Annotated in this window: 15 protein-coding genes; 5 read left to right on the top strand and 10 right to left on the bottom strand. The window is 72.6% G+C overall.

Annotation, left to right across the window (positions count from 1 at the left end):
* Positions 1 to 64: 64 nt before the first annotated feature.
* Positions 65 to 1,354: a glycosyltransferase gene (locus WME89_RS29980; RefSeq protein ID WP_438003118.1), complete on the top strand. Its 1,290-nt coding sequence runs from the start codon at positions 65 to 67 to the stop codon at positions 1,352 to 1,354.
* A gap of 28 nt (positions 1,355 to 1,382) precedes the next feature.
* Here WME89_RS29980 and WME89_RS29985 read toward each other — a convergent pair whose 3' ends face one another.
* Entirely contained in the window at positions 1,383 to 2,543 is a 1,161-nt protein-coding gene (locus WME89_RS29985; RefSeq protein WP_438003119.1) for a Gfo/Idh/MocA family protein, read from the bottom strand.
* 64 nt (positions 2,544 to 2,607) lie between these two features.
* Positions 2,608 to 3,849: a sugar phosphate isomerase/epimerase family protein gene (locus tag WME89_RS29990; RefSeq protein WP_438003120.1), complete on the bottom strand. Its 1,242-nt coding sequence runs from the start codon at positions 3,847 to 3,849 to the stop codon at positions 2,608 to 2,610.
* A gap of 678 nt (positions 3,850 to 4,527) precedes the next feature.
* Here WME89_RS29990 and WME89_RS29995 point away from each other — a divergent pair.
* Positions 4,528 to 6,618 carry a hybrid sensor histidine kinase/response regulator gene (locus WME89_RS29995; RefSeq protein WP_438003121.1) on the top strand — a complete coding sequence of 697 codons (2,091 nt, stop codon included), beginning with the start codon at positions 4,528 to 4,530 and terminating at the stop codon, positions 6,616 to 6,618.
* A 96-nt stretch (positions 6,619 to 6,714) separates the two neighbouring features.
* Here the strand turns inward: WME89_RS29995 and WME89_RS30000 are convergent, their stop codons facing one another.
* The 3 genes from WME89_RS30000 to WME89_RS30010 form a co-directional block, all read right to left on the bottom strand.
* Positions 6,715 to 7,734, bottom strand: a complete 1,020-nt coding sequence (locus WME89_RS30000; RefSeq protein WP_438003122.1) for a lysylphosphatidylglycerol synthase transmembrane domain-containing protein — start codon at positions 7,732 to 7,734, stop codon at positions 6,715 to 6,717.
* A complete protein-coding gene (locus WME89_RS30005; RefSeq protein ID WP_438003123.1) occupies positions 7,731 to 8,069 on the bottom strand; it encodes a hypothetical protein in 339 nt (112 codons plus the stop codon). Before WME89_RS30005 ends, WME89_RS30000 begins: the two co-directional genes overlap by 4 nt.
* 281 nt (positions 8,070 to 8,350) lie before the next feature.
* Positions 8,351 to 8,554: an ABC transporter substrate-binding protein gene (locus WME89_RS30010; protein WP_438003124.1), complete on the bottom strand. Its 204-nt coding sequence runs from the start codon at positions 8,552 to 8,554 to the stop codon at positions 8,351 to 8,353.
* A 609-nt stretch (positions 8,555 to 9,163) separates the two neighbouring features.
* On the opposite strand from WME89_RS30010, the gene WME89_RS30015 reads away from it, so the two are divergent.
* Positions 9,164 to 9,706 (top strand): EF-hand domain-containing protein, encoded by a 543-nt coding sequence (locus tag WME89_RS30015; RefSeq protein ID WP_438003125.1) that lies wholly within the window; start codon positions 9,164 to 9,166, stop codon positions 9,704 to 9,706.
* Between the two features lie 114 nt (positions 9,707 to 9,820).
* Here WME89_RS30015 and WME89_RS30020 read toward each other — a convergent pair whose 3' ends face one another.
* Together WME89_RS30020 and WME89_RS30025 are read right to left on the bottom strand one after the other, a co-directional pair.
* Complete coding sequence (locus tag WME89_RS30020) at positions 9,821 to 10,486, bottom strand: hypothetical protein (RefSeq protein ID WP_438003126.1); 666 nt, start codon at positions 10,484 to 10,486, stop codon at positions 9,821 to 9,823.
* A gap of 135 nt (positions 10,487 to 10,621) precedes the next feature.
* Entirely contained in the window at positions 10,622 to 18,124 is a 7,503-nt protein-coding gene (locus WME89_RS30025) for an SDR family NAD(P)-dependent oxidoreductase (protein WP_438003127.1), read from the bottom strand.
* Positions 18,125 to 18,584: 460 nt separating this feature from the next.
* Here WME89_RS30025 and WME89_RS30030 point away from each other — a divergent pair, with 460 nt between their 5' ends.
* Positions 18,585 to 19,316, top strand: coding sequence for a class I SAM-dependent methyltransferase (locus WME89_RS30030; RefSeq protein WP_438003128.1), 732 nt, complete (start codon positions 18,585 to 18,587; stop codon positions 19,314 to 19,316).
* A gap of 208 nt (positions 19,317 to 19,524) precedes the next feature.
* Positions 19,525 to 20,247 (top strand): dienelactone hydrolase family protein, encoded by a 723-nt coding sequence (locus WME89_RS30035; RefSeq protein ID WP_438003129.1) that lies wholly within the window; start codon positions 19,525 to 19,527, stop codon positions 20,245 to 20,247.
* A 90-nt stretch (positions 20,248 to 20,337) separates the two neighbouring features.
* Here WME89_RS30035 and WME89_RS30040 read toward each other — a convergent pair whose 3' ends face one another.
* The 3 genes from WME89_RS30040 to WME89_RS30050 all read right to left on the bottom strand — a co-directional run bounded on the left by WME89_RS30040 (position 20,338) and on the right by WME89_RS30050 (position 22,561).
* On the bottom strand, positions 20,338 to 20,721 hold the full coding sequence (locus tag WME89_RS30040; RefSeq protein ID WP_438003130.1) for a VOC family protein: 384 nt from the start codon (positions 20,719 to 20,721) through the stop codon (positions 20,338 to 20,340).
* A gap of 311 nt (positions 20,722 to 21,032) precedes the next feature.
* Positions 21,033 to 21,551 (bottom strand): GNAT family N-acetyltransferase, encoded by a 519-nt coding sequence (locus WME89_RS30045; protein ID WP_438003131.1) that lies wholly within the window; start codon positions 21,549 to 21,551, stop codon positions 21,033 to 21,035.
* Positions 21,548 to 22,561 carry an NADPH:quinone reductase gene (locus WME89_RS30050; RefSeq protein WP_438003132.1) on the bottom strand — a complete coding sequence of 338 codons (1,014 nt, stop codon included), beginning with the start codon at positions 22,559 to 22,561 and terminating at the stop codon, positions 21,548 to 21,550. Before WME89_RS30050 ends, WME89_RS30045 begins: the two co-directional genes overlap by 4 nt.
* Between the last annotated feature and the right edge of the window lie 262 nt (positions 22,562 to 22,823).

Here is a 22,823-nt window from a genome sequence, read left to right on the forward strand (position 1 = left end):
CCTCGCTCCGCCGGGGCACGTCGCGAGAGGGACCGCCCGGCGAGGGAGGTCGAGGAGAAATGCGATGCATTATACGGTAGTCGCGAGCGGCTCACGGGGAGACGTCCAGCCGCTCGTCGCGCTCGCAGCCGGCATCAAGGCTGCCGGACATGACGTGCGGTTCGCGACGCAGTCGGACTTCGAGCCGTTCGTCCGCAAGTGCGGGCTGGAGTATTTCCCGCTCGGCGGCAGCGCGGAGGGGTTCTACGCGAGCCGCCTCGCCGTCGCCCTGCGCGAGCGCTCCGGCCACGCGGGTGAGTTCAGCAAATTCCTGAGCGACAACCTGCACACCTACGTCGTCAACCACCTGCGCGATTGCTGGAACGCGGTCCGGGGAACCGACGTGTTCCTTTGCTGGCCGTGGCTGCAGGTAGGCCCGTCGATCGCCGAGAAGCTGGGCATCCCCTATGTCGTCGTCAGCCCGAACCCGGTCCCGCACATCCCGACGTGGGGCTTCCCCAATCCCTTTCACGCGCCGGTATGGAAGCTGGGACCGCTCTACAACCGCCTGACGTGGCTGCTCGCCGAGCCCGTGTCGCGCACGGGCTCCGACCAGATCAACCGGTGGCGGCGCGAGGAGCTCGACCTGCCCCCGCGCCACTGGCGCGACGAGCTGCGGATAATCCGGCGCACACCCCACCTGTTCGGCTACAGCCCCACGGTGCTCCCCAAGCCGCGGGACTGGGCGGACTGGATGCACGTGACCGGCTACTGGATCTTCGACGAGGCAAAGGACTACGAGCCGCCCGAGGATCTGAAGGAGTTCCTCGCGGCGGGGGATCCGCCGGTGGCGATCGGCTTCGGAAGCATCGTCGGGCGCAATCCGAAGCAGCTGACCCGGGAGGTCGTCGCCGCCCTGGAGCGCGCCGGGCAGCGCGGCCTGCTGATCGCGGGGTGGGGAGGGCTCAAGGACATCGAGCTCCCGAAGACGATCTTCAAGGTGAAGACGGTGCCCTACGACTGGATCCTCCCGCGGGTGGCGGCGATGGTGCACCACGGCGGCTCGGGTTCGTCGGCCGCGGCGATGCGCGCGGGGATCCCGTCGATGGCGGTGCCTTTCGGCTACGATCAGCCGCTCTGGGGACAGCGCATCTCCGACCTCGGCGTGGGCGTCGACCCGCTGCCCATCAAGAAGCTCACCGCGGACAGCCTCGCCAGGGCTATCTCGCGCCTCGCGCGCGACGGCGCGATGCGCGAGCGGGCGCAGCGGCTCGGAGAGAAGCTCCGCGCCGAGGACGGCGTCGGGCGCGCCGTGGAGGCGCTGGAGCAGACGGTCGCGAGGGCCCGCAAGGGCGCGACGGCCAGCGCGGCATAGCTATCCCCCGCGGATGAGCGCGGACAGCCTATAGATCCACCCAGACCGCGCCGGCCTTGGCCGATTCGACGGTCTTGGCCACGAAGCGGACGCCGCGCAGGCCGTCGTGCACCGAGGGATAGCCGCCCTCCATGGGCAGCCCGCCCTTGACGCGACGGATGTCGCCGATGGCGCGCCTGTAGATGTTGGCGAAGGCCTCGAGGTAACCCTCCGGGTGGCCCGAAGGGGTGCGCGTCGACAGCTTGGCCTCGTCCGACATGTAGTCGAGCCCTACGCGCATGCGCTCCCAGGGCTTGCCCGCGGGCTTGAAGATCAGGGTGTTCGGCTCCTGCTGGTGCCACTCCAGGCCACCCTTGCTGCCGTACACGCGGATGTTGAGGTTGTTCTCCTCGCCGCAGGCGATCTGCGAGCAGACCAGCGTGCCCTTGCCGCCGTTCTCCAGGCGCAGCAGGATGTTGGCGTCGTCCTCGAGCTGACGGCCCTCCACGAAGGAGGTGAAATCAGCGCAGAGCGACTTGATCTTGAGGCCGGTGATGAACTCCAGCAAGTTCTCGCCGTGCGTGCCGATGTCCCCCACGCAGTTGGAGAGGCCCGCCCTGGCCGGATCGGTGCGCCACATGGCCTGCTTGTGGCCCTGCCGCTCCAGCGGCTCCATCAGCCAGTCCTGGTTGTACTCCACCAGCACCTTGCGCACGCTGCCGATCAGGCCGCGCTGCACCATCGCCCGCGCTTGGCGCACGGCGGGATACCCGGTGTAGTTGTGCGTGAGAGCAAACACCAGGCGCTTCGACGCCACGATCTCCACGAGGCGCTCGGACTCCTCCAGCGTGAAGGTCATGGGCTTGTCGCACACCACGTGAATGCCCGCGTCCAGGAAGGCCCTGGCGACCGGAAAGTGCATGTGATTGGGGGTGGCGATGATGACGAAGTCGATGCCGTCGGCGCGGCGCGCCTCCTCCTCGGCCATCTGCTGAAACGAGCCGTAAGAGCGGTCGAGGAACCAGGCGTCGGCGCTCCGCTGGGCCCTGGCGGGATCGGCTGACATCGCGCCGGCGACGACCTGGGCCTGCCCGTCGAGCTCGGAGGCGATGCGGTGCACGCTGCCGATGAAGGCGCCTTCGCCGCCGCCGACGATGCCGGCTCGCAGCCTGCGCTTGCTCGCCTCGGGAAGATTGGTGCCTTGAATCATGTTGAACCTCTCGAGAAAAGGAAGGACGCACGACCGTGCGTCGCGAGCTTGCGATGTCTGGCTGTCACGAGCGGTACGCCTCGCGGCCCCGGCCCTGGACGGGAATGCCCTGCGCCGCCAGCACCTCGTGCTGCAGCGCGTACATGGCGGCGGCGGCCTCGTCGATGGCCCTGGTGAACGCGAGCGACCCCTTCAGGATCGGCGCGAGCTTCTCCCTGTCCTGGATGCGCGCGCGCGGGTACTCGTGCTCCACGACCAGGTAGGTCTCGGCCGGGTCGATCGCGAGCAGCTCGCGCGCGGCGAGCTGATGGTCGAGCCAGTCCACCGTGCGGTTCTGGAGATACGCGAGGGGATCGTGCCTGGCCGTGCCGGGCAGCTCGTGCTCGGCCAGCACCACCTGCTTCTTCCAGGCGTTCACATGATCCGCCGGGTTCGCGCTCGGCTTCCCGGCGATCCAGTCGCCGCGTTCCAGGGTCTGGCCGCCGTATCCCCAGGCGGCGACGCCCTTTGAATCGACCACCTGGCCCTTCACGTGAAAGCCCGCGATAAGGAAGTTATAGCCCTCATCCTTCAGGTACTGGAAGACGGCGCGGGTGTCCTGGCCCATCAGGATCGCGTGCGAGGGATCATAGTGGATGCGGAATTGGTCCCCCACCCCGTGCCTCTCGCAGATGCGGTGCAGCGCGATCCACGGGCCGGGCGCGTAGGCGATGTTGTTGTGCCACCTGTCGGTGATGTTCCAGCCGGGCATCGGGCACTGTTCCACGCGGTAGGTCAGCCCTCGCGCCTTCGCTTCCTTGAGCATCGGCACGAACACCTCCTCGAACATCCCCAGGTTCTGGTCCATGTCGAGCTCGTGGTTGCGGCCCACGAAGCCGCACACGGCGTCGGTGCCCAGCAGCGCTGCCGCGTCGAACACGCGCAGCATGAAGTCGGTCTTCTTCTGGCGGACCGCCTTGTCGGGGTGCAGGAAGTTGTCGAAGTAGGCGAGGTCGGACAGGCCGACGCCCGTGGCCTTCATCGCCGCGTGCACGCGCGCGGCGCGCTCCTTCGTGAAGGGCTGGCGCAGGTCGAGCGTGTTCGCCACCGGGTCCAGCATGGCCTCCGCAGGCACGTCAGACTCGGTCGGGTGGAGGGCGGCCGAGAGCTGGATGTTCGGAGAACCGATGTCCCTGGAAAACTGCAACCAATCCTCGATGGCGAGATCCGGATCGGCATCGCGCCTGGCGCGCGGGGTGAGCTCCTGGAGAGCGGCCGTCAGGACGCTCAGCTTCATCGGCTTGGGTTCGAACAACTTCAAGGTCATACGGGGCTCCTTCATCGCTTCAGACGGCAACACGGCCCATCCAGACTCCGGGGTGGCCGCAACATCGGGAAACATGAAACAAGTCCTGCAGCGCGGCGAGGCACAGGGAAATTACACGAAGCTTGAGGTCCAAGAAGAAATTTCATCCAGGGCTCTCGAAAGCTGCCAGAGCTGCCCTCGAAGCCCGTTCAAGCAGGCATCGACGCCGCCGCCCGGCGCGGCGCGCAGTCCACGGCATGTGGGCTGTTTGCCCGGAGCTCCTCCCTGCCGGCGCATGACGAGAGGGGTCATGACATCTCCAGGAATGCCACCTCGAGACAGCTGGCAGGGAGACCCACGCTTCACGCGCCCGGCGTGCCCGCGCGCAGCGCGCGGACGAGGCGCGCACGGCCGCTGCGTGCGCCCCCCGGCTCACCGACGCGTCGCCGGTCGACATGCCGGCGCGCAAGCGAGCTCATCACCACATGTCCGGGTCGGACTGCCGGGCTCCGCGCGAGACCGGGACGGAAAGGACCGAGAACTGCTCGGGTGGACCGCTGAGGTTCGCTCGATCCGGCCGCCATGCTGCCGCCAGACGGCGTGTTCGTGATAGCGTGGCCGGACGAAGCAGGGGAACGCCGCGCACGCACGCGGGGAGCGCGTGGACGGGCCGGTGTCCGGGAGATCGGACGGACAGCGATGGGGGAGACCGCCAGACAGCCAGCCTGGGCGATACGCTCACCCGGCAGCGGGTGCGCGCAGCTCGACGCGCCGGGCGGGCAGATCCTGCGTGTCAGCAGCTCGCTCTGCCGGCTGCTAGGCTACACGGAGCGGGAGCTGCTCGGGACGAAGCTGCTCGATCGGGCGCTGGCGGAGGACCGGGCAGGGTCGCTGGCCGCGTGGCGCTCGCTGCTCGAAGGCGGCGGGGACGATCTCACGTTCGAGATGCGCTGCCGCTGCAAGGACGGCGGCATTCGATCGCTCCAGGTGACGGGCGTCCTCGTCGATGACGCGCGCGACCGGCCCTACCGCGTGGTGGTGCTCATCGAGGACATCACCGAGCAGCGGCGCGCCGAGACCTGGGCCGGCCTCTGCCCGGACATGGGCCGGCTCGAGCGCACGGAGGAGGCGCTGCGCGAGAGCGAGCGCCAGCTGCGCGCCGCGCTCGACGAGGCGAGGCGGGTCCTCGCCGAGCGCGAGCTCCTGGAGGACGAGCTCCGCCGGCGCGAGCGCCAGCTCGCCTCGCTGATGGCGAACTCGCCCGACGCGATCTACCGCATGGATCTGGATCTGCGCTGCACGTTCATGTCGCCCACCTCGCTGGCGGTCACGGGGCTCCCGCCGGAGCACTACGTCGGCAGGACGCCCCGCGAGAACGGGCTCCCGCTCGAGGTGTGCGAGGCAGGCGAAGCGGCGTGTCGCGAGGCGCAGAGGACGGGCAAGCCGCAGCGGATGGAGTTCAGCCTCGGCGCGCGGAGGTTCCGCGCCCGGTACATCCCCGAGCTCGGGCCCGACGGCGCGGTGGAGTCGTTCATGGGGATCACCGAGGACGTCACCGCGGAGCGGCTGGCCGACGAGGAGCGCCAGAAGCTGCTCGACAGCGAGCGCGCCGCCCGCGACGAGGCGGAGCGCGTGAGCCGGATCAAGGACGACTTCGTCGCGACGCTCTCGCACGAGCTGCGCTCGCCCATCAACGCGATCCTCGGCTGGGCGCGCATCCTGCGGAGCCGCGCGCAGGAGCCGCAGGCGCTCGCGCGAGGGCTCGAGGTCATCGAGCGCAACGCGCGGCTCCAGTCGGACATGGTGTCCGAGCTGCTCGACATGAGCCGGGTCGTGTCGGGGAAGCTGCAGCTCGACGTCCAGCCGGTCGATCTGCCGGCGGTCCTCCAGGCCGCGCTCGAGGCGGTCAAGCTCGCGGCCGAGGCCAAGGGGCTCACGGTCGTCTCGAGCATCGAGCCCGAGGCGGGCTCGCTCCGAGGGGATCCGGCCCGGCTCCAGCAGGTCGCCTGGAACCTCCTGTCGAACGCGGCGAAGTTCACGCCGGCCGGCGGGCGGATCGACGTGGCGCTGCGACGCGCGGGCGCGTTCGCCGAGCTGTCGGTGACCGACACCGGCCCGGGCATCGCGCCGCAGTTCCTCCCGCACCTGTTCGAGCGCTTCCGACAGGCGGACGCGTCCTCGACGAGGAAGCACGGCGGGCTCGGCATCGGGCTCTCGATCGTGAAGCACCTGGTCGAGCTGCACGGCGGCACGGTGGAGGTCGCGAGCCCGGGCGAGGGCCAGGGCGCGACGTTCACCGTGAAGCTGCCGCTCGCCGGCGTCTCGCCGCAGGCGCCCGGCGCGACGCAGCGACCCACGTCGGCGTGCGCCGAGGCGCTGGTCGACTACCCGGCGGCCGAGCTCACCGGCGTGCGGGTGCTCGTGGTCGATGACCAGCCGGACGCGCGCGAGGTCGCCCAGCGCGTGCTCGAGGAGTGCGCGGCGAGCGTGACGGCGGTGGGGTCGGCCGCGGAGGCGATGGCCGCGCTGGAGCGAGAGCGGCCCGACGTGCTCGTCAGCGACCTCGGGATGCCGTTCGAGGACGGCTTTCAGCTCATCCGGAGGGTGCGGGGCCTCGGCCCGGCGCGCGGGGGCGCGACGCCGGCCGTCGCGCTGAGCGCGCTGGCGCGGGCCGAGGACCGGACGCGCGCGCTCGGCGCGGGCTACCAGGCGCACGTCGCCAAGCCGCTCGATCCGGCGGAGCTCGTGGGGGTTGTCGCGGCGCTCGTCAGGGAGCGGGCGCCGGGGTGAGCGGCGGGCATCGAAGGGGCCGTCTCACCGCACGGCCTGCGGGAGCTCTTCACCGCGCCGGCGCTCATCGCCGCCGTGCAGGAGCCGTCCGGGCGCTCAGGGGCCGCGCGGCTCGGCCGCTGCGCCCGCCCGCGGCCCGAGCAGCGCCACGAGCGATCCGAGCGGCACCCAGACGATCTGCATGCACCGCATGAGCAGCGCGAGGGACGTCGCGCGAGCGACGGTCGTGTCGAGCATGCCCGCGGCCAACGTGAAGGCGCCGTCGGTGGTCCCGAGCCCGCCGGGCACGAGCACGAAGGCCGCGGACGCGAGCAGGTGGACGCCCTCCGCCGCCATGGCGCCGAGGACGCCCGCGTCGATCCCCACGGCGCGCGCCGCGATCCCGTGCTGGACGACCTGGAAGCACCGGCCCAGCATCAGGGCGCTGGTCGGCCCCGCCGCCCAGAGCCCCGTCTCGATCGCGTGCGCGCGGAACGCCTCAGCCCGAGTCGCCAGGCGCGGGGACGTCCGCGCCAGCCAGCGCCCCATCGCGTCCGCGCGCGTGACCGCCTGGAGCGCGAGCCCGGTCGCGACCAGCACCACCGCGTGCGCGACCGAGGCCCACACCCACACGGACGCGCCGCCCAGCGCGAAGATGGCGAGGCCGCACGGGATCGAGAAGAGCCCCACCGCGATCAACGTGGCGGCCTGATTGATGAACCCCACCGAGGTCGCGGCCGGCGCGCCCACGAACGGCGCGAGGAGCCCGATCTTGATGGTCTCGTTCACCACCCGGGGTGCGGGCGCCAGGCTGCCCAGCGACATGCCGATGACGTGCGCCCGGAAGAGCGTCGCCCGCGGGATGCGCGCGGCGAGCGAGCCGAACGCCAGGTAGCTCCCCAGCGTCTCGCAGGCGATGCGCACGAGCTCCAGCGCGCAGAGGATCGGCAGCCACCGGACCGCGGGGCGGAGCGCGGCGAGGATCTCCTCCGCCCCGACGCGCCGCACGATCGCGACCAGGGCGACGAGCCCGCCCACCGCGAGCGCGATCCGGAACCCGCTCGCCGCGCGGGAGGACGCCTCCCCGCGCGATCCGGCCGGAGGCGTCCGCTCGCGCTGGGGCAGAGGTGTCGTCATCCGCGGCCCCGAGCAGAGCCGCCGGCCGGGGGGCCGTCAACCTCGGCGATCGGCACGAGGAAAGCGCCCAGTATGATCCTCTGCAGCTCATGCCCGGACGAGGGGGTCGCTCCGCTCGTCGCCCGGGCGAAGGCGAGACCCATCGCGATGAGGACGACACCGTCGTAATAGAAGTGAGCCGCGGGGAACGGCACCTCGCCGCCCCACCGGCGGGAGAAGTACCCGCTGAAGGCGGCGGCGTTCCCGGCCGCGCAGTCGACCGTCTCCCGGGCGTCGTCCGCTGTCTGGCAGTCGCTCCGCAGGCTGAGCGAAGGCGAGACCCCCCACGTATCCATCGAGAGAGCCTGCAGGGATGTTGGCGAGAAACACCTCGGTGCGCAGCGCCGGACCGAGCAGCCAGTTGCCCGGGTGTCCGGAGAGGGTCCATTCGGTCACGATGGTCGAGGCGGCGGGGGGATAGGCGGACAGCAACGTGCGGTCGGCGCGCCATGCGAAGGCGGACGCGATCCTGTTCACATACGTCTGCTCGCCCGGCGTGAAGGTCTCGGAGGGGAGGACTCTGCCCCCGAGCACCGCGAACTTGGTCGTGAACTCGCTGCTCACCCTGGAGCTGTGGTCATCCCGCGACGAACGACCTCCCGTCGAGCCCGCCCGCAGCGTTCAGGTCGTCGACGGCGAGCAACATGGCTTGCTCGAGGTTGCGCCCGATGGCCGACTCGCTACCGGAGAAGGGCAGGAGAGCCCCGATGACGATTGCATTTTCCGGGTGACCGGGCGCCTCGGATGAGCAGGACGCCGGGAGCATGGACGCGAGTCCCACGATACGAGTCCACGCCGCTCGAGTTGCGCGACGCGGCAGCCAGGGGAGGCCGCGCATGCGCCGCTGTGGAGCCGGACACCGAAGGTGACTGTCAGCGCCGCCGGGAGAGCGCCACGCACACGTGGCGAGAGGAGCTCGAGCGGTGATCAGGGTTGCTGGCCTGAGTGACGAAGAGATCCAGCGCTGGAACGAAGTCGCCGAGAGGAGCAGGTGCGATATCCTCGGAACCGATACGTGGGAACCGATACGTGCGGGCCGCGACTCGCGGAAGAGAGCGAGTGCCCCGCTCGGTCCGGACCGCGAGACGCTCGACGGCGTGGAGGACACGGGGATCCCGTGGCGGCCATGGTCCGCTCCCGCAAGAGCGACGAGCGACATCTGGCGCGAGTCCGGAGCGCGACGGCGCGGCGCGGTGGCGAGTGAGGCGACCCCGCGCGTCGCGTCGCGAGATGACGGGCTGGGCCTGGCGCGCGGTGCCGTAGGTCATGGCCGCGCCCGGTCGACAAAAGAAAAAGTCGAAGGGCGCGTAGGGAGGACCGGCCGGAGCGCGTCCGAAGAACAGAAGCCGGCAAGAACAGGCTGGCCCTTGCACCAAGGAGCACGACCAAGATGAACCGCCCCCTCTTCTCAAACCTGGCCAACAGCACCATCCGTCGCTTCGTCCTCGGCACCTTCCTCTCGGCGGCCGTGCTCGCCGGCGGCGGAGCGGCCTACGCAGCGAACGGCGCGGGCGGCACGCAGGCGGCGCCGGCGCCGCGCCAGGACAAGGACGGCCGCCGCGAGCACCGCCCGAAGGACCCGGCCCGCCTCATCAAGCGCCTGGACAAGAACGGCGACGGCAAGCTGGCCGTCTCCGAGCTCCCGGAGAAGGCGCAGAAGCGGCTGGCCGGGGCGGACACGAACAAGGACGGCGCGCTGTCGGCCGAGGAGCTCAAGGCGCACGCCGAGCAGCACGCGAAGGCGCGCGCGACGAAGCAGAAGGAGCGCTTCGCCCGGAGCGACAAGAACGGCGACGGCTTCCTCACCAGGGACGAGGTGGGCGACAAGCGGTGGGAGCGGGTAAAGGCGGCGGACGCGAACCGCGACAACAAGCTGACCGCCGACGAGCTGCGCGCGGCGCGCCTCGCGCGCAAGCAGCCGGCAGCGCGGTAGCGAGACGAGCGGCGGTGGCGCGGCAGCGACCGGCGGCGCGGCGGTGGCGCGGTGGACGCGCGACGCGGGCCGCCGCGGGCAGTCGGTCGCCTGACGCGCGCCGGGCGACCGCGGCTACTCGCCAGCGCCGGACGCCGCGCCGTCCCCGCCGCCCGGCGATGCGCCCTCGCCGCCGTCCGGCGATGCGCCCTCCCCGCCGTCCGGCGATGCGCCCTCCCCGCCGCCCGGCGATGCGCCCTCCCCGCCGCCCAGCGCTACCGAGGGGGCAGCGCCCGCCGGAGCCGCGGCGCCGCGCTTCCTCGGACGCCGGGGGAACAGGGGTAGCTGCTGCTCCAGCACCTGACCCCGCCAGGCGAGGAGCGTCTGCGCGCGCCGACGCGCCGTCCCCTTGCCGATGCCGGCGGTGAAGCGGAAGATCCTCCGGGCGAGCGCCACCGCGGTGGGCGGCGTCGGCTCGAAGAGATCGGGGGCGACCTCCTTCACGACGTCGCACGCGAAGATCGCGCGCCGCAGGTGCGACCGCTCGTCAGAGGTGCCGGTCGGCGCGGCGAGCAGCGCACGCCCGCCAGGCGTGAGCGACGTGTCGTCGTCGTCGAGCCAGCCGAGGACGCGCGCGGCGGCGATCGCGTAGCCGACGTGGCGCAAGGAGATGCCCGTCTGCTCCACGATCTGCTCCTTCGCGGTCACCCCCGCCGAGAGCGCCTCGAGCACGCGCCGCACGTTCGCGAGGTTGTCGGCCTGGGGGATCTCGGTGCTGCGCAGCAGGCGGGTCGGCGGCATGGGCGGGGAACCCCCGGCCCCGGCCGGGAGACCACACCATAGCGCGCGCCGGAGCAGCACGGACGTCGAAGGCGTCCGCGCAGGCCGGGCGCCAGCCCCGCGGCGAGGCGGAGCCGGCGGCGCCCTGCCCTCCCCTCACTCGGCCGCCTGCGCGGCGCCCTGGCCCGCCACCGGCGCGGCGCCCTGGCCCGCCGCCGACGCGGCCCCCTCCCCCGCCGCCGGCGCGGCGCCCTGGCCCGTCGCCGACGCGGCACCCTCCCCCGCCGCCGGCGCGGTGCCCCGGCCCGTCGCCGACGCGGCCCCCTCCCCCGCCGCCGGCGCGGCGCCCTGGCCCGTCGCCGACGCGGCACCCTCCCCCGCGACCGACGCGGCGCCCGCGGCGCCGTCGCCGCGGCGCCACGGCCCCTCGCCGGCGACGACAACGACGTCGCCCTTGGACCCCCGCGAGAGCTCCTCGAAGAGGAAGCGGCAGCCCGCCTCCACGTCGACAGGGACGATCCCCTGCGCCGCGAGCCGCCGGAGCACGCCCTCGCCGGCCATCCCGACCTCGCGCCAGGGCCCCCACCCGATCGACACGACGCGCGTCCCGGGCCAGCGCGCGTCGAGCTGCGCCGCGAGGTGGCTCATGACCTCGTTCGCCGCCGCGTAGTCGGACTGCCCGCGGTTGCCGAACCGCCCGGAGATCGAGCTGAACAGGACACACCACCTCAGGCCGTCCGGGCGCAGCGCCTGCCCGAGGACGAACGTGCTGTCGGCCTTGGTGTCGAAGACGCGATCGAAGGAGTCGGCGCGCTTGTCGGCGAGGAGCTGATCCTCGATGACGCCCGCGCCGTGCACGACCGCGTCGAGCCTGCCGAAGCGGCGGTAAACGCCGGCGATCAGCTCGCCGAGGCGCTCGCCGTCGCGCACGTCGAGCGCGTGGTACTCCACGGCGGCGCCGCGCTGGCGCAGGGCGTCGAGCGTGGCGCGGCGCTGCCTCGCCTGCAGCTTGCCCCTGATCTCGGCCTCGATCGCGGCGGGCAGCGGCTCCCGCCCCGCGCTCCGCATCGCGGCGATGGCGCCCCGGCGCAGCGCCTCGACGTCGCCGCCTTCATCCGCGGCGTCCCCCTCGGCGATCTCCGCGCGCCCGACGAGGACCAGCTGCACGCCCGGGCGCGCGAGCCGCTGCGCTACCTCGGCGGTGATGCCGCGCGCGCCGCCGGTCACCAGGACGACCCAGCCGGGGCCCGGCTCCCAGTCGCGGCGCTCCGGCGCATCATCGAGCGGCGCGGGCGCGACGGACATGACCGTCCGCTGCACGCCCTCCGCGTAACGCACCTCGACGTCGTCCGGGGCGTGGAGCAGCTCGTCGAGGATGCGGCTCGCCACGGCGTCGTGCGGCAGCGCCTCGTCGAACCCGAGCGCCTTGGCGACCGCGCGGGGATGCTCTTGCGCCACGCTCCGCAGGATGCCGTGGCAGGCGGCGCCGGACGCCGACCCGTCGAGGCCGTCCTGCCCGCTGCCGCCCCCGAGCAGCGTGGCGGCCACGATCCGCAGCGGCTCCCCCGCGGCCAGCTCGCCGGCGCAGGCCTGCGCCGTGAAGAAAAGGCTCCTGCCCTGCACCCGGTTGCCGCGCCGGAACGCGCCGAGCCCGTCGACGGCGCCGCGGTGGAAGGACGCGAGGTGCACGATCCCGCGCGCGGCGCCGTGCTCGCGGCGGGCGGCGGCGACGTGGCGCGCGATCTCCTCGGGCGACTCGAGCGCCTCGCGCGGGATGACGACCGGCCTTGCCCCGCGCTGCGCGAGCAGGGCGCACACGCGCGCGACGAGGCCCATCGCGTCCTCGGTCACGAGGACGAGCCCGTCCAGGCGGACCGGCGCCGCGCCGTGGAGCTCCCTGCGCGCGGCGCGCAGGACGAAGCGAGGGCACACGCCCGCCCGCGCGCCCTCGGGCGAGGCGACGGGCGGCGCGGCCGGCGCGCCGTCGGGCGGCGCGGCGGGCGGCGCGGCCGGCGCGCCGTCGGGCGGCGCGGCGGGCGGCGCGGCCGGCGCGCCGTCGGGCGGCGCGGCGGGCGGCGCGGCCGGCGCGCCCTCGCTCGCAGCCCCGGCGCCCAGCGCCAGCGCCTCGCCCGATACGACGTCGACGAGGCCGTTCATCGAGCGGATGCGGGACAGCCGGTCCATCGACGCCCGGAGCCGCGCGGCCAGAGGCTGCGGGAGCTGGCGCAGCAGGGTCTCGAGGATCTCGATGCGCTTGATGGAGTCGATCCCGAGCTCCCCCTCCATGTCCTGGTCGAGGCCGAGCATGTCCTCGGGGTAGCCGGTCCGGCGGCTGACCAGGGAGGCGAGCGTCCGCCGCAACGCCGACGGCTCGAGCGCCGCGGGATCCGCCTCCCGCGCCGGCGCGCTCGCCGCCTCGAGCGCCGCAGGCGACGACGAGGCCGCTGGCGCTGCGAGCGCCGCGGGCGGCGCGGCGAGGCTGCCCCGCGGCGAGGCCGCTGGCGCCGACGAGCCCGCAGGCGCCGACGAGCCCGCAGGCGCTGCGAGCGCGGCCGTGTCGGCCCCGCCGCCGAGCCGGAGGAGGAACTCCGTGGTGACCCGCTCCTGCATCGACAGGAACCGGCGCATCGTCTCCTGGTGCTCGCGGTAGGCGGCGATAGGGCCGTCCAGCGCGCCGGCGCCAGGGCCAGCGAGCGCCTCCTCGAGCTCGGGGGCGGCGCCGTGCTCGAGGAGCTGGCGCTCGCCGAGCAGGCCGACGGGGTCGTCGCCGCGCCGCACGCGGCCGCCATCGATGCGCCACCCGGGCAACGCGGCCTCGGCGCGGCCCTCCGCGAGGGCGCGCAGGTCGAGCCGCTGGCAGGGGCGATCGGCGAACAGCGCCGGCAGGTCGAGCTGGACGCCGGCGGAGAACAGCGCCGCGAGCGCCTGCAAGAGGCCCTTCACGCCGCCCCCGGCGCCGTCGAAGCCGACGGCCAGGTGCGGCTCGTCGCCGAGGATCCGCCGGACGAGGCCGGTCAGCGTGGCCTTCGGCCCGAGCTCGACGAAGGTCCTCGCGCCGTCCTCGTACATCCGCCGGATCTGCGCGACGAAGTCGACGGGGGCCTCGAGCTGCGCCGCGAGGAGCGCGCGGACGCCCGCCGGGTCGCGGGGATAGGGGCGGCCGGTCGCGTTCGCGTAGACCTCGATCTCCGGCGGCGCGATCGACGCGCGCTCGAGCGCGTCGGCGAACGGGGCCCGGACCGGGCGCATCAGCGGCGAGTGGAACGCGGTCGAGACCGGGAGCCGGTGCGCGCGGATCCCCTTCGCGGACAGCGCGTCGAGCGCGGCGGTCATCGCGCCCAGCTCGCCGGAGACGACGCACTGATCGGGCGCGTTGTGGTTCGCGATGCAGACCGCCGGGAACGCCTCGAGCAGCGGCGCGAGCTCGGCCCGGGGGAGCATCACCGCGGCCATCGCGCCGGGCTCCGAGGGGACCTCCTCCATGAGCCGCCCGCGCGTCTCGGAGAGCGCGAGCCAGCCCTCGCGCGACAGGGCGCCCGCCGCGCGCAGGGCGGTCAGCTCGCCGTAGCTGTGGCCGGCGAGCACCTCCGGGCGCAGGCCGACGCGCAGCGCGAGCTGGAGCATCCCGTCGCTGATCACCCCGATGGCCGGCTGTGCGATCCGCGTGGCCGTGAGCTCGCGCCGCTGCCGCTCCCGCGCGGCGTCGGAGAAGGCGGCCGGCGGCAGGATGAAGCGGCTCAGGCGATCGCGCAGGGCGCCTTCGAGCTGCCGATCGGCGAGCTCGAGGGCGCCCCGCAGCTCGGCGAAGTACAGGGCGACCTCGCGGCCCATCGAGGGGTACTGCGAGCCCTGCCCGGGGAAGAGGAACGCGACCTTGCCCGGCTCCGCGCCGGGCGCGGTCCGGAGGTGGACGTGGGCGGGCAGCGGGCCCGGCGAGGCGCCCCCGAGGTGCGCGAGCGCGTGCTCGACCGCGCCGAGGAGGTGCTCGCGGTCGTCGGCGACGATGCAGGCGGCGGCCCCCGCGGCCCCCCCGGCCCGTCGCTCGCGGCCCTGCTGCGCCGCGAGCGCGCACGTGAAGGCGACGTCGCGGAGGCGCACGCCGTCGCGCTCGCGGCGCAGCGCGCGCGCCAGCTGCTCGAGCTCTGCGACGAGCGCCGGCGCGTCGGGCGCCTCGACGACGACGAGCTCGTGGGGCCGGTCGGCGGCGCCGAGCACGGGGGCGGCGAAGTCGCCCTGGTACTCCTCCACGACCGCGTGGAAGTTCGTGCCGCCGAAGCCGAACGCGCTCACGCCCGCGCGCCTCGGCTCGGGCCCGGCGAGCCAGGGCTGCGCCTCGTCGAGCAGGACCATCGGGGAGTCGTCGGAAGCGAGCGCCTCGAGCGGGGTGTCCACGCCCGCGTGGGGCGGCAGGACGCGGTGCTTCAGCGCGAGGACCGCCTTGAGCAGCCCGACCAGCCCGGCGGCGCTCCGGGTGTGGCCCAGCAGCGACTTCACCGATCCGATCGCGCAGCGCTGCGGCGGCACGCCTGCGGCGCGGAGGAAGCCCGCGATCGTCTCGAGCTCGGCGCGATCGCCGACGGCCGTGCCGGTGCCGTGCGCCTCGTACATCCCGAGCGAGGCCGGGTCGATGCCCGACCGCTCGTACGCCCGCTCGAGCGCGAGCCGCTGGCCGGCGGGCTTGGGCGCGGTGAGCCCCATCCCCTTGCCGTCGCTCGAGCCGGCGACAGCCTGGATGACCGCATCGATGCGGTCGCCGTCGCGCTCCGCGTCCGCGAGCCGCTTCAGGACCAGCACGCCGACGCCCTCGCTGATCACGATGCCGTCGGCCTTCCGATCGAAGACGCTCGCGCGGCCTCGCGGCGAGAAGGCCCGCGTCTTGCTGAACGCCAGGTACCCGTGCGGGGTCTGCTCGAGCTCGACGGCGCCGACGACCGCGGCGTTCGACCGGCCGGAGACGAGCTCCTGGACGGCGAGGTCGAGCGCCGCGAGCGAGGAGCCGCACGCCGCGTCGACGATCAGGTTGGGGCCCCGCAGGTCGAACTGGTTGGCGACCCGCCCGGCGATGACGTTCACGAGGATGCCGGCGTAGCTCTCCTCCGACCACCTGGGCAGCCGCTCCAGGCTCGACTTCAGCGGGCCGCCCACGCTCAGCGGGAGCAGGCCGCGCGCCACGTACGCCTGCTCCAGGTCGGCCGTGCCGCTGGAAGCGAAGATCACGGCGGTGTTCTCGCGGTCGAAGCCCCCCGCGGCGTACCCCGCGTCCGCGAGCGCGCGCCGGGTGACCTCGAGCGCCAGGAGCTGCGACACGCTGATCGACCGCAGCGACGCGGGCGGGATCCCGTAGCGCAGCGGATCGAACGGGAGCTCGTCGATGAAGCCGCCCCACTTCGAGTAGATCCTGTCCTCGGCCCGCGGGTCGGGGTCGTAGTACAGGCGGTGGTCCCAGCGCTCCCGGGGGATCTCGCGGATCGCCTCGACCTTGCCGAGGACGTTGCTCCAGAGCTCGTCCGGCGCCTGCGCCCTGGGCAGCAGGCACGCCGCGCCGATCACGGCGATGCGCGCGGGCGCCGGCGCGCGGCGGGGTACGTATTCCACCGAGGCCTGGACGAGGCCGTCGAGCGCGCGCCCGCTGCCCGCGGACACCTCCTCGTGCAGCGCCGCGATCTCGATGACGCCCGCGCGCAGGGCCGCGACGTCGCCCATCATGTACAGCCCGCGCGCCGCCTGCCGCGCGTCGTCGACCGCGGCGAGCTGCCCCTCCTCGCCGCGGTCGAGGCCCTTGGACGCGATCCGCAGCCGGCCGAGCGTCATCTGCTCGAGCGCGGCGCTGATCGCGGCCGCGGGCTGGCCCTCGCGCCGCATCCGGTCGCGGGCCGCCTCGAACTCGCCCACGAACGGCGTGGCCGCGCAGCGGATGACGTGCCCCGGCCCCGTCTCGATCGTGACGGTGGCGCCGGCGGCGAGCGCCTTTTGCTGGAACGCCGGCGCGATCGCGCCGCTCGCGACCGCCTGCGCGGTGAACAGGTACGCGGTGCCCATGAGCACGCCGACGCGGAGCCCGGCGGCCGCGAGCGGCGCGGCCATCGCGGACACCATCGCGGCCGAGCGCGCGTCGTGGACGCCGCCCGCGAAGAGCGCGTGGACGGCGGCCGCGTCGGACACCCTCGCGTCGAGCAGCGCGTCGACCATCGCGTCCCACAGGGAGAAGCTGGTGAGCGGGCCGACGTGGCCGCCGCACTCGGAGCCCTCGAAGACGAACCGCCGCGCCCCGCCCTCGAGGAAGGCGCGCAGGAGCGCGGGCGTCGGGACGTGGAGGTAGGTGGGGATGCCCTGCGCTTCGAGCTCGGCGGCCTGGTCCGGCCTGCCCCCCGCGATGAGCGCGTAGCGGGGCCGGACCGACGCGCACGCCGCGAGCTGCTCCTGCCGGATCTCCGGCGGCACGAAGCCGAGGATCCCGATCCCCCACGGCCGGTCGCCGAGGCGCTCCTCGACCGCCCGGAGCAGCTCGTCCACCTGCGGGCGGCGCATCAGCGCCAGGGCGAGGAGCGGCAGCGCGCCGCCTTCCGCGACCGCGGCCGCGAACTCGGCCCTGTCGCTGACCCGCGTCATCGGGCCCTGCACGATCGGGTACTGCGTGCCGTGCGAGCGGGCGAGCGGGCTGCCGGCCGCCAGCACGTCGTGCTTTCGCGCGAGCTCGACGTGCCCGGACGCGGCGTCCCGCAGCGCGCGGAGGAAGCGCCCCGTCGTCGCGTACTTGCGGGCGTACTCGGCAGCCCGGCCGGCGGCCTGCCCGACCGGCAAGGCCCCGCGGCCCTGCCGATCCCAGCCGAGGAGCGCGCGCGCCCGGGCGACCCAGGCGTCGCGCCGAGGGCGAGGGTCGGCGGCGTCGGCCGCGTCGAGCTCCGCTCGCTCGAGCTCCTCCGCGAGCCGCGCGACCTCCTGGCTGCCCGGCAGGTCGGGGCGCGCCGCGATGCGCAGCGGCGCGCCGAGGCGCTCGCCCACGACGACGGTGTCGGTGCTCTCCAGGCGGGACAGCGCCGCGCGGGCGTGCTCCGGCAGCGGCGCCTCGCGCAGGAGGAGGAGCTGGTCGTCGACGACGACGCCCGCCGCGCCCGCGGCGCGGCAGGCGGCGGCGCTGTGCAGGCCGATGCCGCCCTGGACCAGGAACGGGCGCGGCTGCCGCGCCAGCCGCTGCGCGAGCAGGAAGGCCGACTCCTTGCCGACGAACCCGCCGCTCTCGCGCCCCTTCGCGAGCCAGCCGTCGAACGAGAGCGCCCCGCCGGCGGCGTCGAGCTCCTCGCCGTCGCGCACCTCGAGCCAGAGCTTGCGGCGGCGGGAAGGCGAGAGGGCGGCGAGCGCCGCGCGCGCGGGCGGCGCCTCCCACGCGCAGACGACGAGCCAGTGCGGGCGCGGCTCCAGGGCCGCGAGGAGCTCGGCGCTCGAAGCGAGCTGGTCCGCGCGGAGGCGGAGCCCGACGGGGCAGCCCGCCGGCGCGAGGTCGAGGAGGCGGCGGAGGTTCTCGCGCGCGAGCGGGAGATCCGGCTCGCCGCACAGCTCGCGGTCCAGCACCGCGACGCCGCCGGCGCGCGCCGTGGCGACCGCGACGCCGGGGTGAGGCCAATGGATCGGCGACAGCGACACGCAATGGAAATCGGTCATGCGGCGTCCACCAACGGCTATCGGCGACCTGTCGCGACCGGTGGCAACGGACAGGCGGCCGACAGGCAACGGATAGCGAGATAGCGAGATAGCGATTGCGGCAGCTCCGCCGCGCGGGTGGGCCAGGCGTCCGGCTTCACGCGGCACGGGGCCCTGCTGCGCGGGCAACTCTAGCCCGCCCTGCGCGCCTGGCCACCTCCAAGTCCATTGGATCATCCCGCGCGTCCGCCGTGCACCAGGCCGGTGAAGAAACGTGAAGGCGGCGCGCATTGAACCAGCAGCAATCGTATGAAGAAACGTAAAGAATCCGCGGCGCCCCTTCGCAGAGCGCCGGCGCGGCGGTATGCCAGGGAGCGATTGACCGCCGCTGGCCAGGCGGCGCCAGGCAACGCGCTCGACACACGGGGTTGCACCGCTCGAAACAGCGCGTTGCCCCGGACAATCCACGAGGTCGACATCCATGCTCGTTGAACGCAACCAATCGATCGAGGTGCTGCGTCGTGAGCCGCCGTTCCCGGCGGCCTTCTTCGCGGAGGCGGGCCTCACCGGCCTCAACGTCGGGTGCTCCTTCTGGAACATGAGGCCCGGCAGCCTGAACATCGATCTCTCGAAGCTGGAGAACCCCGGCGGGCAGGCCACCGAGTACGGCCGGCTGGCGCTCCTCGACGGCCAGCTCTACTACCTGGAGTACGACGTCACGACGCCGTTGCCCCTGCCCGACGCGTCCTTCGACTGGCTCCACACCGAGCACCTCATCGAGCACGTGCCGCAGGACGGGGCGATCAGGTTCCTGAAGGAGGCACATCGCGTGCTGAAGCCCGGCGCCCTGCTCCGCATCTCCACGCCGGACCTCGCGCTCTACATCGACGGCTACCGCGACCCGTCGCGGAAGTTCTTCAATAAGCACGCGAAGATACTCGAGCATCTCGGCAGGATGTTCCCCGACGTGGACGACCCGTTCCCCGAGGTGCAGGACCGGCCGGCGTGGATGGTCAACCAGATCTTCAAGCACTGGGGACACCAGTGGATCTACGACTTCGAGGAGATGGCGTACGCCCTGCGGGAGGCGGGGTTCGACGAGGGGTCGATCGAGCGGCGCTCCTTCCGGAAAGGGAGGGACCAGCAGGTCGCCGACATCGATCTCGTCATCCACCGCGACGAGACGCTCTACGTCGAGGCGATCAAGACGTGACCGCCCTCGCGGTCCCCGCGGCTGGGCGCGCGTTCGATCTCGCGATGGTATCGCATCGTTCAAGCTCGTCCCTGGTTTCATGAGAGAATGAACCACAGAGGCACAGAGGAGAGGACGACAAACTCCGTGCCTCTGTGCCCTCCGTGGTTCAAATTCTTCCCCACCACGGGACCAGGATCGAACTTGTGAGCACCGCTCCAGGAGAACCATGGCGCAGAAGATCTCGTTTCCTGCGATCGACGGGGCGCCGGCCAGCGGAGAGATCGCGCTGCCGGAGCAGGAGGACAGGGCGCCCGCCGTCGTCCTCATCCACGAGTGGTGGGGGATCGGCGATCACCTGCGCTCGCTGCTCGATCGCCTCGCGGGCGCCGGGTTCGTCGCGCTCGCGCCCGACCTCTACCACGGGAAGAGCACGCGCGACCCGGCCGAGGCGAGCCAGCTGATGAACGCGCTCGACTGGGAGCGGGCCCTCCTCGAGATCTCCGGCGCCGTCTATTTCCTTGTCGATCACCCGCGCGTCAACGGCCACGTCGGCGCCGTCGGCTTCTGCATGGGCGGCGCGCTCTGCTTCTCCGCGGCCGCCACCATTCCGCGGCTCGGGGCGGCGGTGCCTTTCTACGGCATCCCGAGCAAGGCCACCGACTACAGCAAGGTGAAGGCGCCGATCCTCGCCCACTTCGCGGCGCGCGACACCTGGGCGAAGCCCGCCCTCGCCGAGGCGCTCCAGCGGGAGCTCGCGGCGCGCGGCCAGCCCATGGAGCTCCACGTCTACGACGCGGACCACGCGTTCATGAACGACACGCGGCCCGAGGTCCACCACCCGCAAGCGGCCAGGCTCGCCTGGGATCGGACCCTCGCGTTCCTCCGGGAGCACCTCGGCGCCGGCGCTCGCCCGGGCGCGCCGGCTCACGTCCCCGCGAACGCCCTTTGAAGGTCGATCGCGTCGAGGACCCGCTCGCCCCCCACCGGCGGGAGGTCGAAGCGCTCGAACCGGGTGTCGCGCCACGTGACGTATGCACGTTCAAGAGAGCGCGCTGACCATGACGTAGTAACCGTCAGGATCGCGGAGCGCGAACTCTCGGGTCCCGGTGGCCGGGTTCGTCCGGGGCTCCTCCGCGAGTTGACTGACAAGCGCTCTGGCGCGTGACAGCGCCTCGTCGAAATCATCCACCCGGAAGAACAGCAGCAGCCCATTGCCAGGCTCCGCTCGTTCGGGGCTGATCAGCGTGGGGTGCTCATGGTCTCCCCACTTGTGCAGACAAAGCAGGACCGTCCCGTCCGTGTCGAGGATTTGCCCGAAATAATCATGAGCAGGCACCGATTCTGGCTGACCGAAGAGCGATTGATACCAGTTGAAGCTGCGCGCCACATCAGCGACCCCAATGATTGTCCACGTGCGTTTCATCGGCTTCTCCTGCGGTCTGACGACCCGCGGGTGAGCTGCGGAGCCCGCCGAGGCCGACGGTGCAGCATGCCACGGCCTTCCGTTCCGGCGCAAGGCTGCGGTCATCCGCACGGTGGGCTTCGTCGGCTCCACTCGCTTGCTGGACAGCAACAGCTCAGCGCTCCTTCTTCAGGCTTCAGGCTTCAGGCTTCAGGCTTCAGGCTTCAGGCTTCAGGCGCTCCTGTGCGGCACAGTGGCGCGACCGGTCTTCGTCCGACGCTTCAAAGATGCGGCTGTGGTGGTCCTTGACGCGGGCAGAGGAGACGCGGCTGCTACGACAGGGAGATCCAGTAGTAGCGCTTCAGAGGCCGGTTCGTATCGATGGCCTTCGTCTCCCGCAGCGAGCCCCCGTTTCTCTCGATGACGCGGATGGAGGCCGCGTTCGTGTCGTCACACGTGAGGAGCACTTCAGTCAGTCCGAGCGCACGAGCCACTGGCAAAGCCTGACGCAGCATCTCCGTAGCGACTCCGCGGCCTCGGAAGGACGGGACTGTGTCGTAGCCGATATGGCCGCCTTTGACGCGGAGCGCGTCGTTCAGCTCGTGATGAATGGAGATCCGTCCCACGAACTGCTCTTCCGCGACGGCCCATAGATGCGTCTTGGGAACGAACGCTTCGGCTCTCCGACTCGAGTCTGCCAGCTTCCTCGCCACGAACGCGGCGAAGTCCTGTTCGACGGTCTCGAGGTCGCCTCCAACCCACCAGGGAAGGCCTTCCTGTCGGAACTCGCGGAGCCCGCGCAAGAAGCTCTCTCGGTATCTCTCCGTGGGCGGAACCAGCTGGATCTTCATTCGGCGATTCGGCGTGAGCGGTCTGGAATCATCACGATGACCCGTCCCGGACCGCGTCGTGCTTCGAGGTGCTCGTGTGCGTCGGCGATCTCCGCCAGGGGAAAGCGCCTGTCGACGCTGAACCCCGGCCATCCGGTGCGGAGCATCGCGTTCACGGCGTTCGCCGCCGCCGCCTTCGCTTCCGGCTGGAAGTCATCGCTGCCCAGAAAGAAGACCCCGATGTTCTTGAACAGGAGCTGCCAGAAGGGGATCGCGGGCGTCGCGCTTCCCGTCGCGTACGTGGCGACGGAACCGCCGACCTTCAAGAGTCCCTCATCGATGCCGATGTTTGCATCGAACGCGACCTCCACGACATGCTCTACGCCATCAGGAGCCAGCGCGCGAATCTGGTCGACGACCTCCTTCGTCGAAAGGCCGTCTATCCGGACGACCTCGTGGGCGCCCGCTCGCGCCGCCACCGCCACATCGGCTTCGGAGCGGACGGTCGCGATGACGCGTGCGCCCGCCTGCCGCGCCAGGCCAACGGCGCAGCAACCGACTGCGCCGCCCCCGCCCTGCACCAGCACCGGACGCCCCGCGACGGGCCCTGCGACGTGCACGGCACGGTGGGCGGTGATGCCAGGGATGCCGAGGCACGCCCCCTGCTCGAACGACACGCCGTCGGGAAGCGGCACGGCCTGACCCGACGGGACGACGACGTACTCGGCGGCCGTGCCAAAGGGGCGATAGCTCTGCGCGCCGTAGCACCACACCCGCTCCCCGATCCGCGACGTGGAGACATGCTCACCGACGCTGTCGATGGTTCCCGCGCCATCGCTGTGTGGGATCACGCGGGGATAGGGCATCCCGATGCCGAACGCATCCTGTCGCTTCTTCAAGTCGCCGGGGTTGATTCCGGAGGCTGCGACACGGAGACGTACCTCACCCGGGCCAGGTTCGGGATCCGGCAGCTCCCCGATGATGAAGACCTCACGAGCGGGGCCCTGTTTCTCGTACCAAGCTGCAATCATCGGACAGATACCTCCTTCGCTCAGCTCCTGCTCCGCCCAGCTACCAGTCGATTCGTCGACCGAAGCTGCCGGACCAGGTCTGTCTAGATCGTTGCACGAATGGGGGAAAGGTCGCCTCGCCTTCGAGCTGCCGTTCCATGATGAACGCCTCCAGCGACTGCCGCATGGGCTCACGCAACCCGTTCCAGATGAGCTGAAAGTAGACCGGCGCGTGCTCCTGGTCGAGCCGGCTCGCGGCTCCGCCAAAGAGCGCGGGCTGACG

It is taken from the genome of Sorangium sp. So ce321 (assembly GCF_051530195.1).
Lineage (GTDB): Bacteria > Myxococcota_A > Polyangia > Polyangiales > Polyangiaceae > Sorangium.

Excerpts from the sequence above, each read along its gene's own strand:
- WME89_RS29980 (WP_438003118.1), top strand. The coding sequence starts at position 65 with ATGCATTATACGGTAGTCGCGAGCGGCTCACGGGGAGACGTCCAGCCG.
- WME89_RS29985 (WP_438003119.1), bottom strand. The coding sequence starts at position 2,543 with ATGATTCAAGGCACCAATCTTCCCGAGGCGAGCAAGCGCAGGCTGCGA.
- WME89_RS29990 (WP_438003120.1), bottom strand. The coding sequence starts at position 3,849 with ATGACCTTGAAGTTGTTCGAACCCAAGCCGATGAAGCTGAGCGTCCTG.
- WME89_RS29995 (WP_438003121.1), top strand. The coding sequence starts at position 4,528 with ATGGGGGAGACCGCCAGACAGCCAGCCTGGGCGATACGCTCACCCGGC.
- WME89_RS30000 (WP_438003122.1), bottom strand. The coding sequence starts at position 7,734 with ATGACGACACCTCTGCCCCAGCGCGAGCGGACGCCTCCGGCCGGATCG.
- WME89_RS30005 (WP_438003123.1), bottom strand. The coding sequence starts at position 8,069 with ATGGATACGTGGGGGGTCTCGCCTTCGCTCAGCCTGCGGAGCGACTGC.
- WME89_RS30015 (WP_438003125.1), top strand. The coding sequence starts at position 9,164 with ATGAACCGCCCCCTCTTCTCAAACCTGGCCAACAGCACCATCCGTCGC.
- WME89_RS30020 (WP_438003126.1), bottom strand. The coding sequence starts at position 10,486 with ATGCCGCCGACCCGCCTGCTGCGCAGCACCGAGATCCCCCAGGCCGAC.
- WME89_RS30025 (WP_438003127.1), bottom strand. The coding sequence starts at position 18,124 with ATGACCGATTTCCATTGCGTGTCGCTGTCGCCGATCCATTGGCCTCAC.
- WME89_RS30030 (WP_438003128.1), top strand. The coding sequence starts at position 18,585 with ATGCTCGTTGAACGCAACCAATCGATCGAGGTGCTGCGTCGTGAGCCG.
- WME89_RS30035 (WP_438003129.1), top strand. The coding sequence starts at position 19,525 with ATGGCGCAGAAGATCTCGTTTCCTGCGATCGACGGGGCGCCGGCCAGC.
- WME89_RS30040 (WP_438003130.1), bottom strand. The coding sequence starts at position 20,721 with ATGAAACGCACGTGGACAATCATTGGGGTCGCTGATGTGGCGCGCAGC.
- WME89_RS30045 (WP_438003131.1), bottom strand. The coding sequence starts at position 21,551 with ATGAAGATCCAGCTGGTTCCGCCCACGGAGAGATACCGAGAGAGCTTC.
- WME89_RS30050 (WP_438003132.1), bottom strand. The coding sequence starts at position 22,561 with ATGATTGCAGCTTGGTACGAGAAACAGGGCCCCGCTCGTGAGGTCTTC.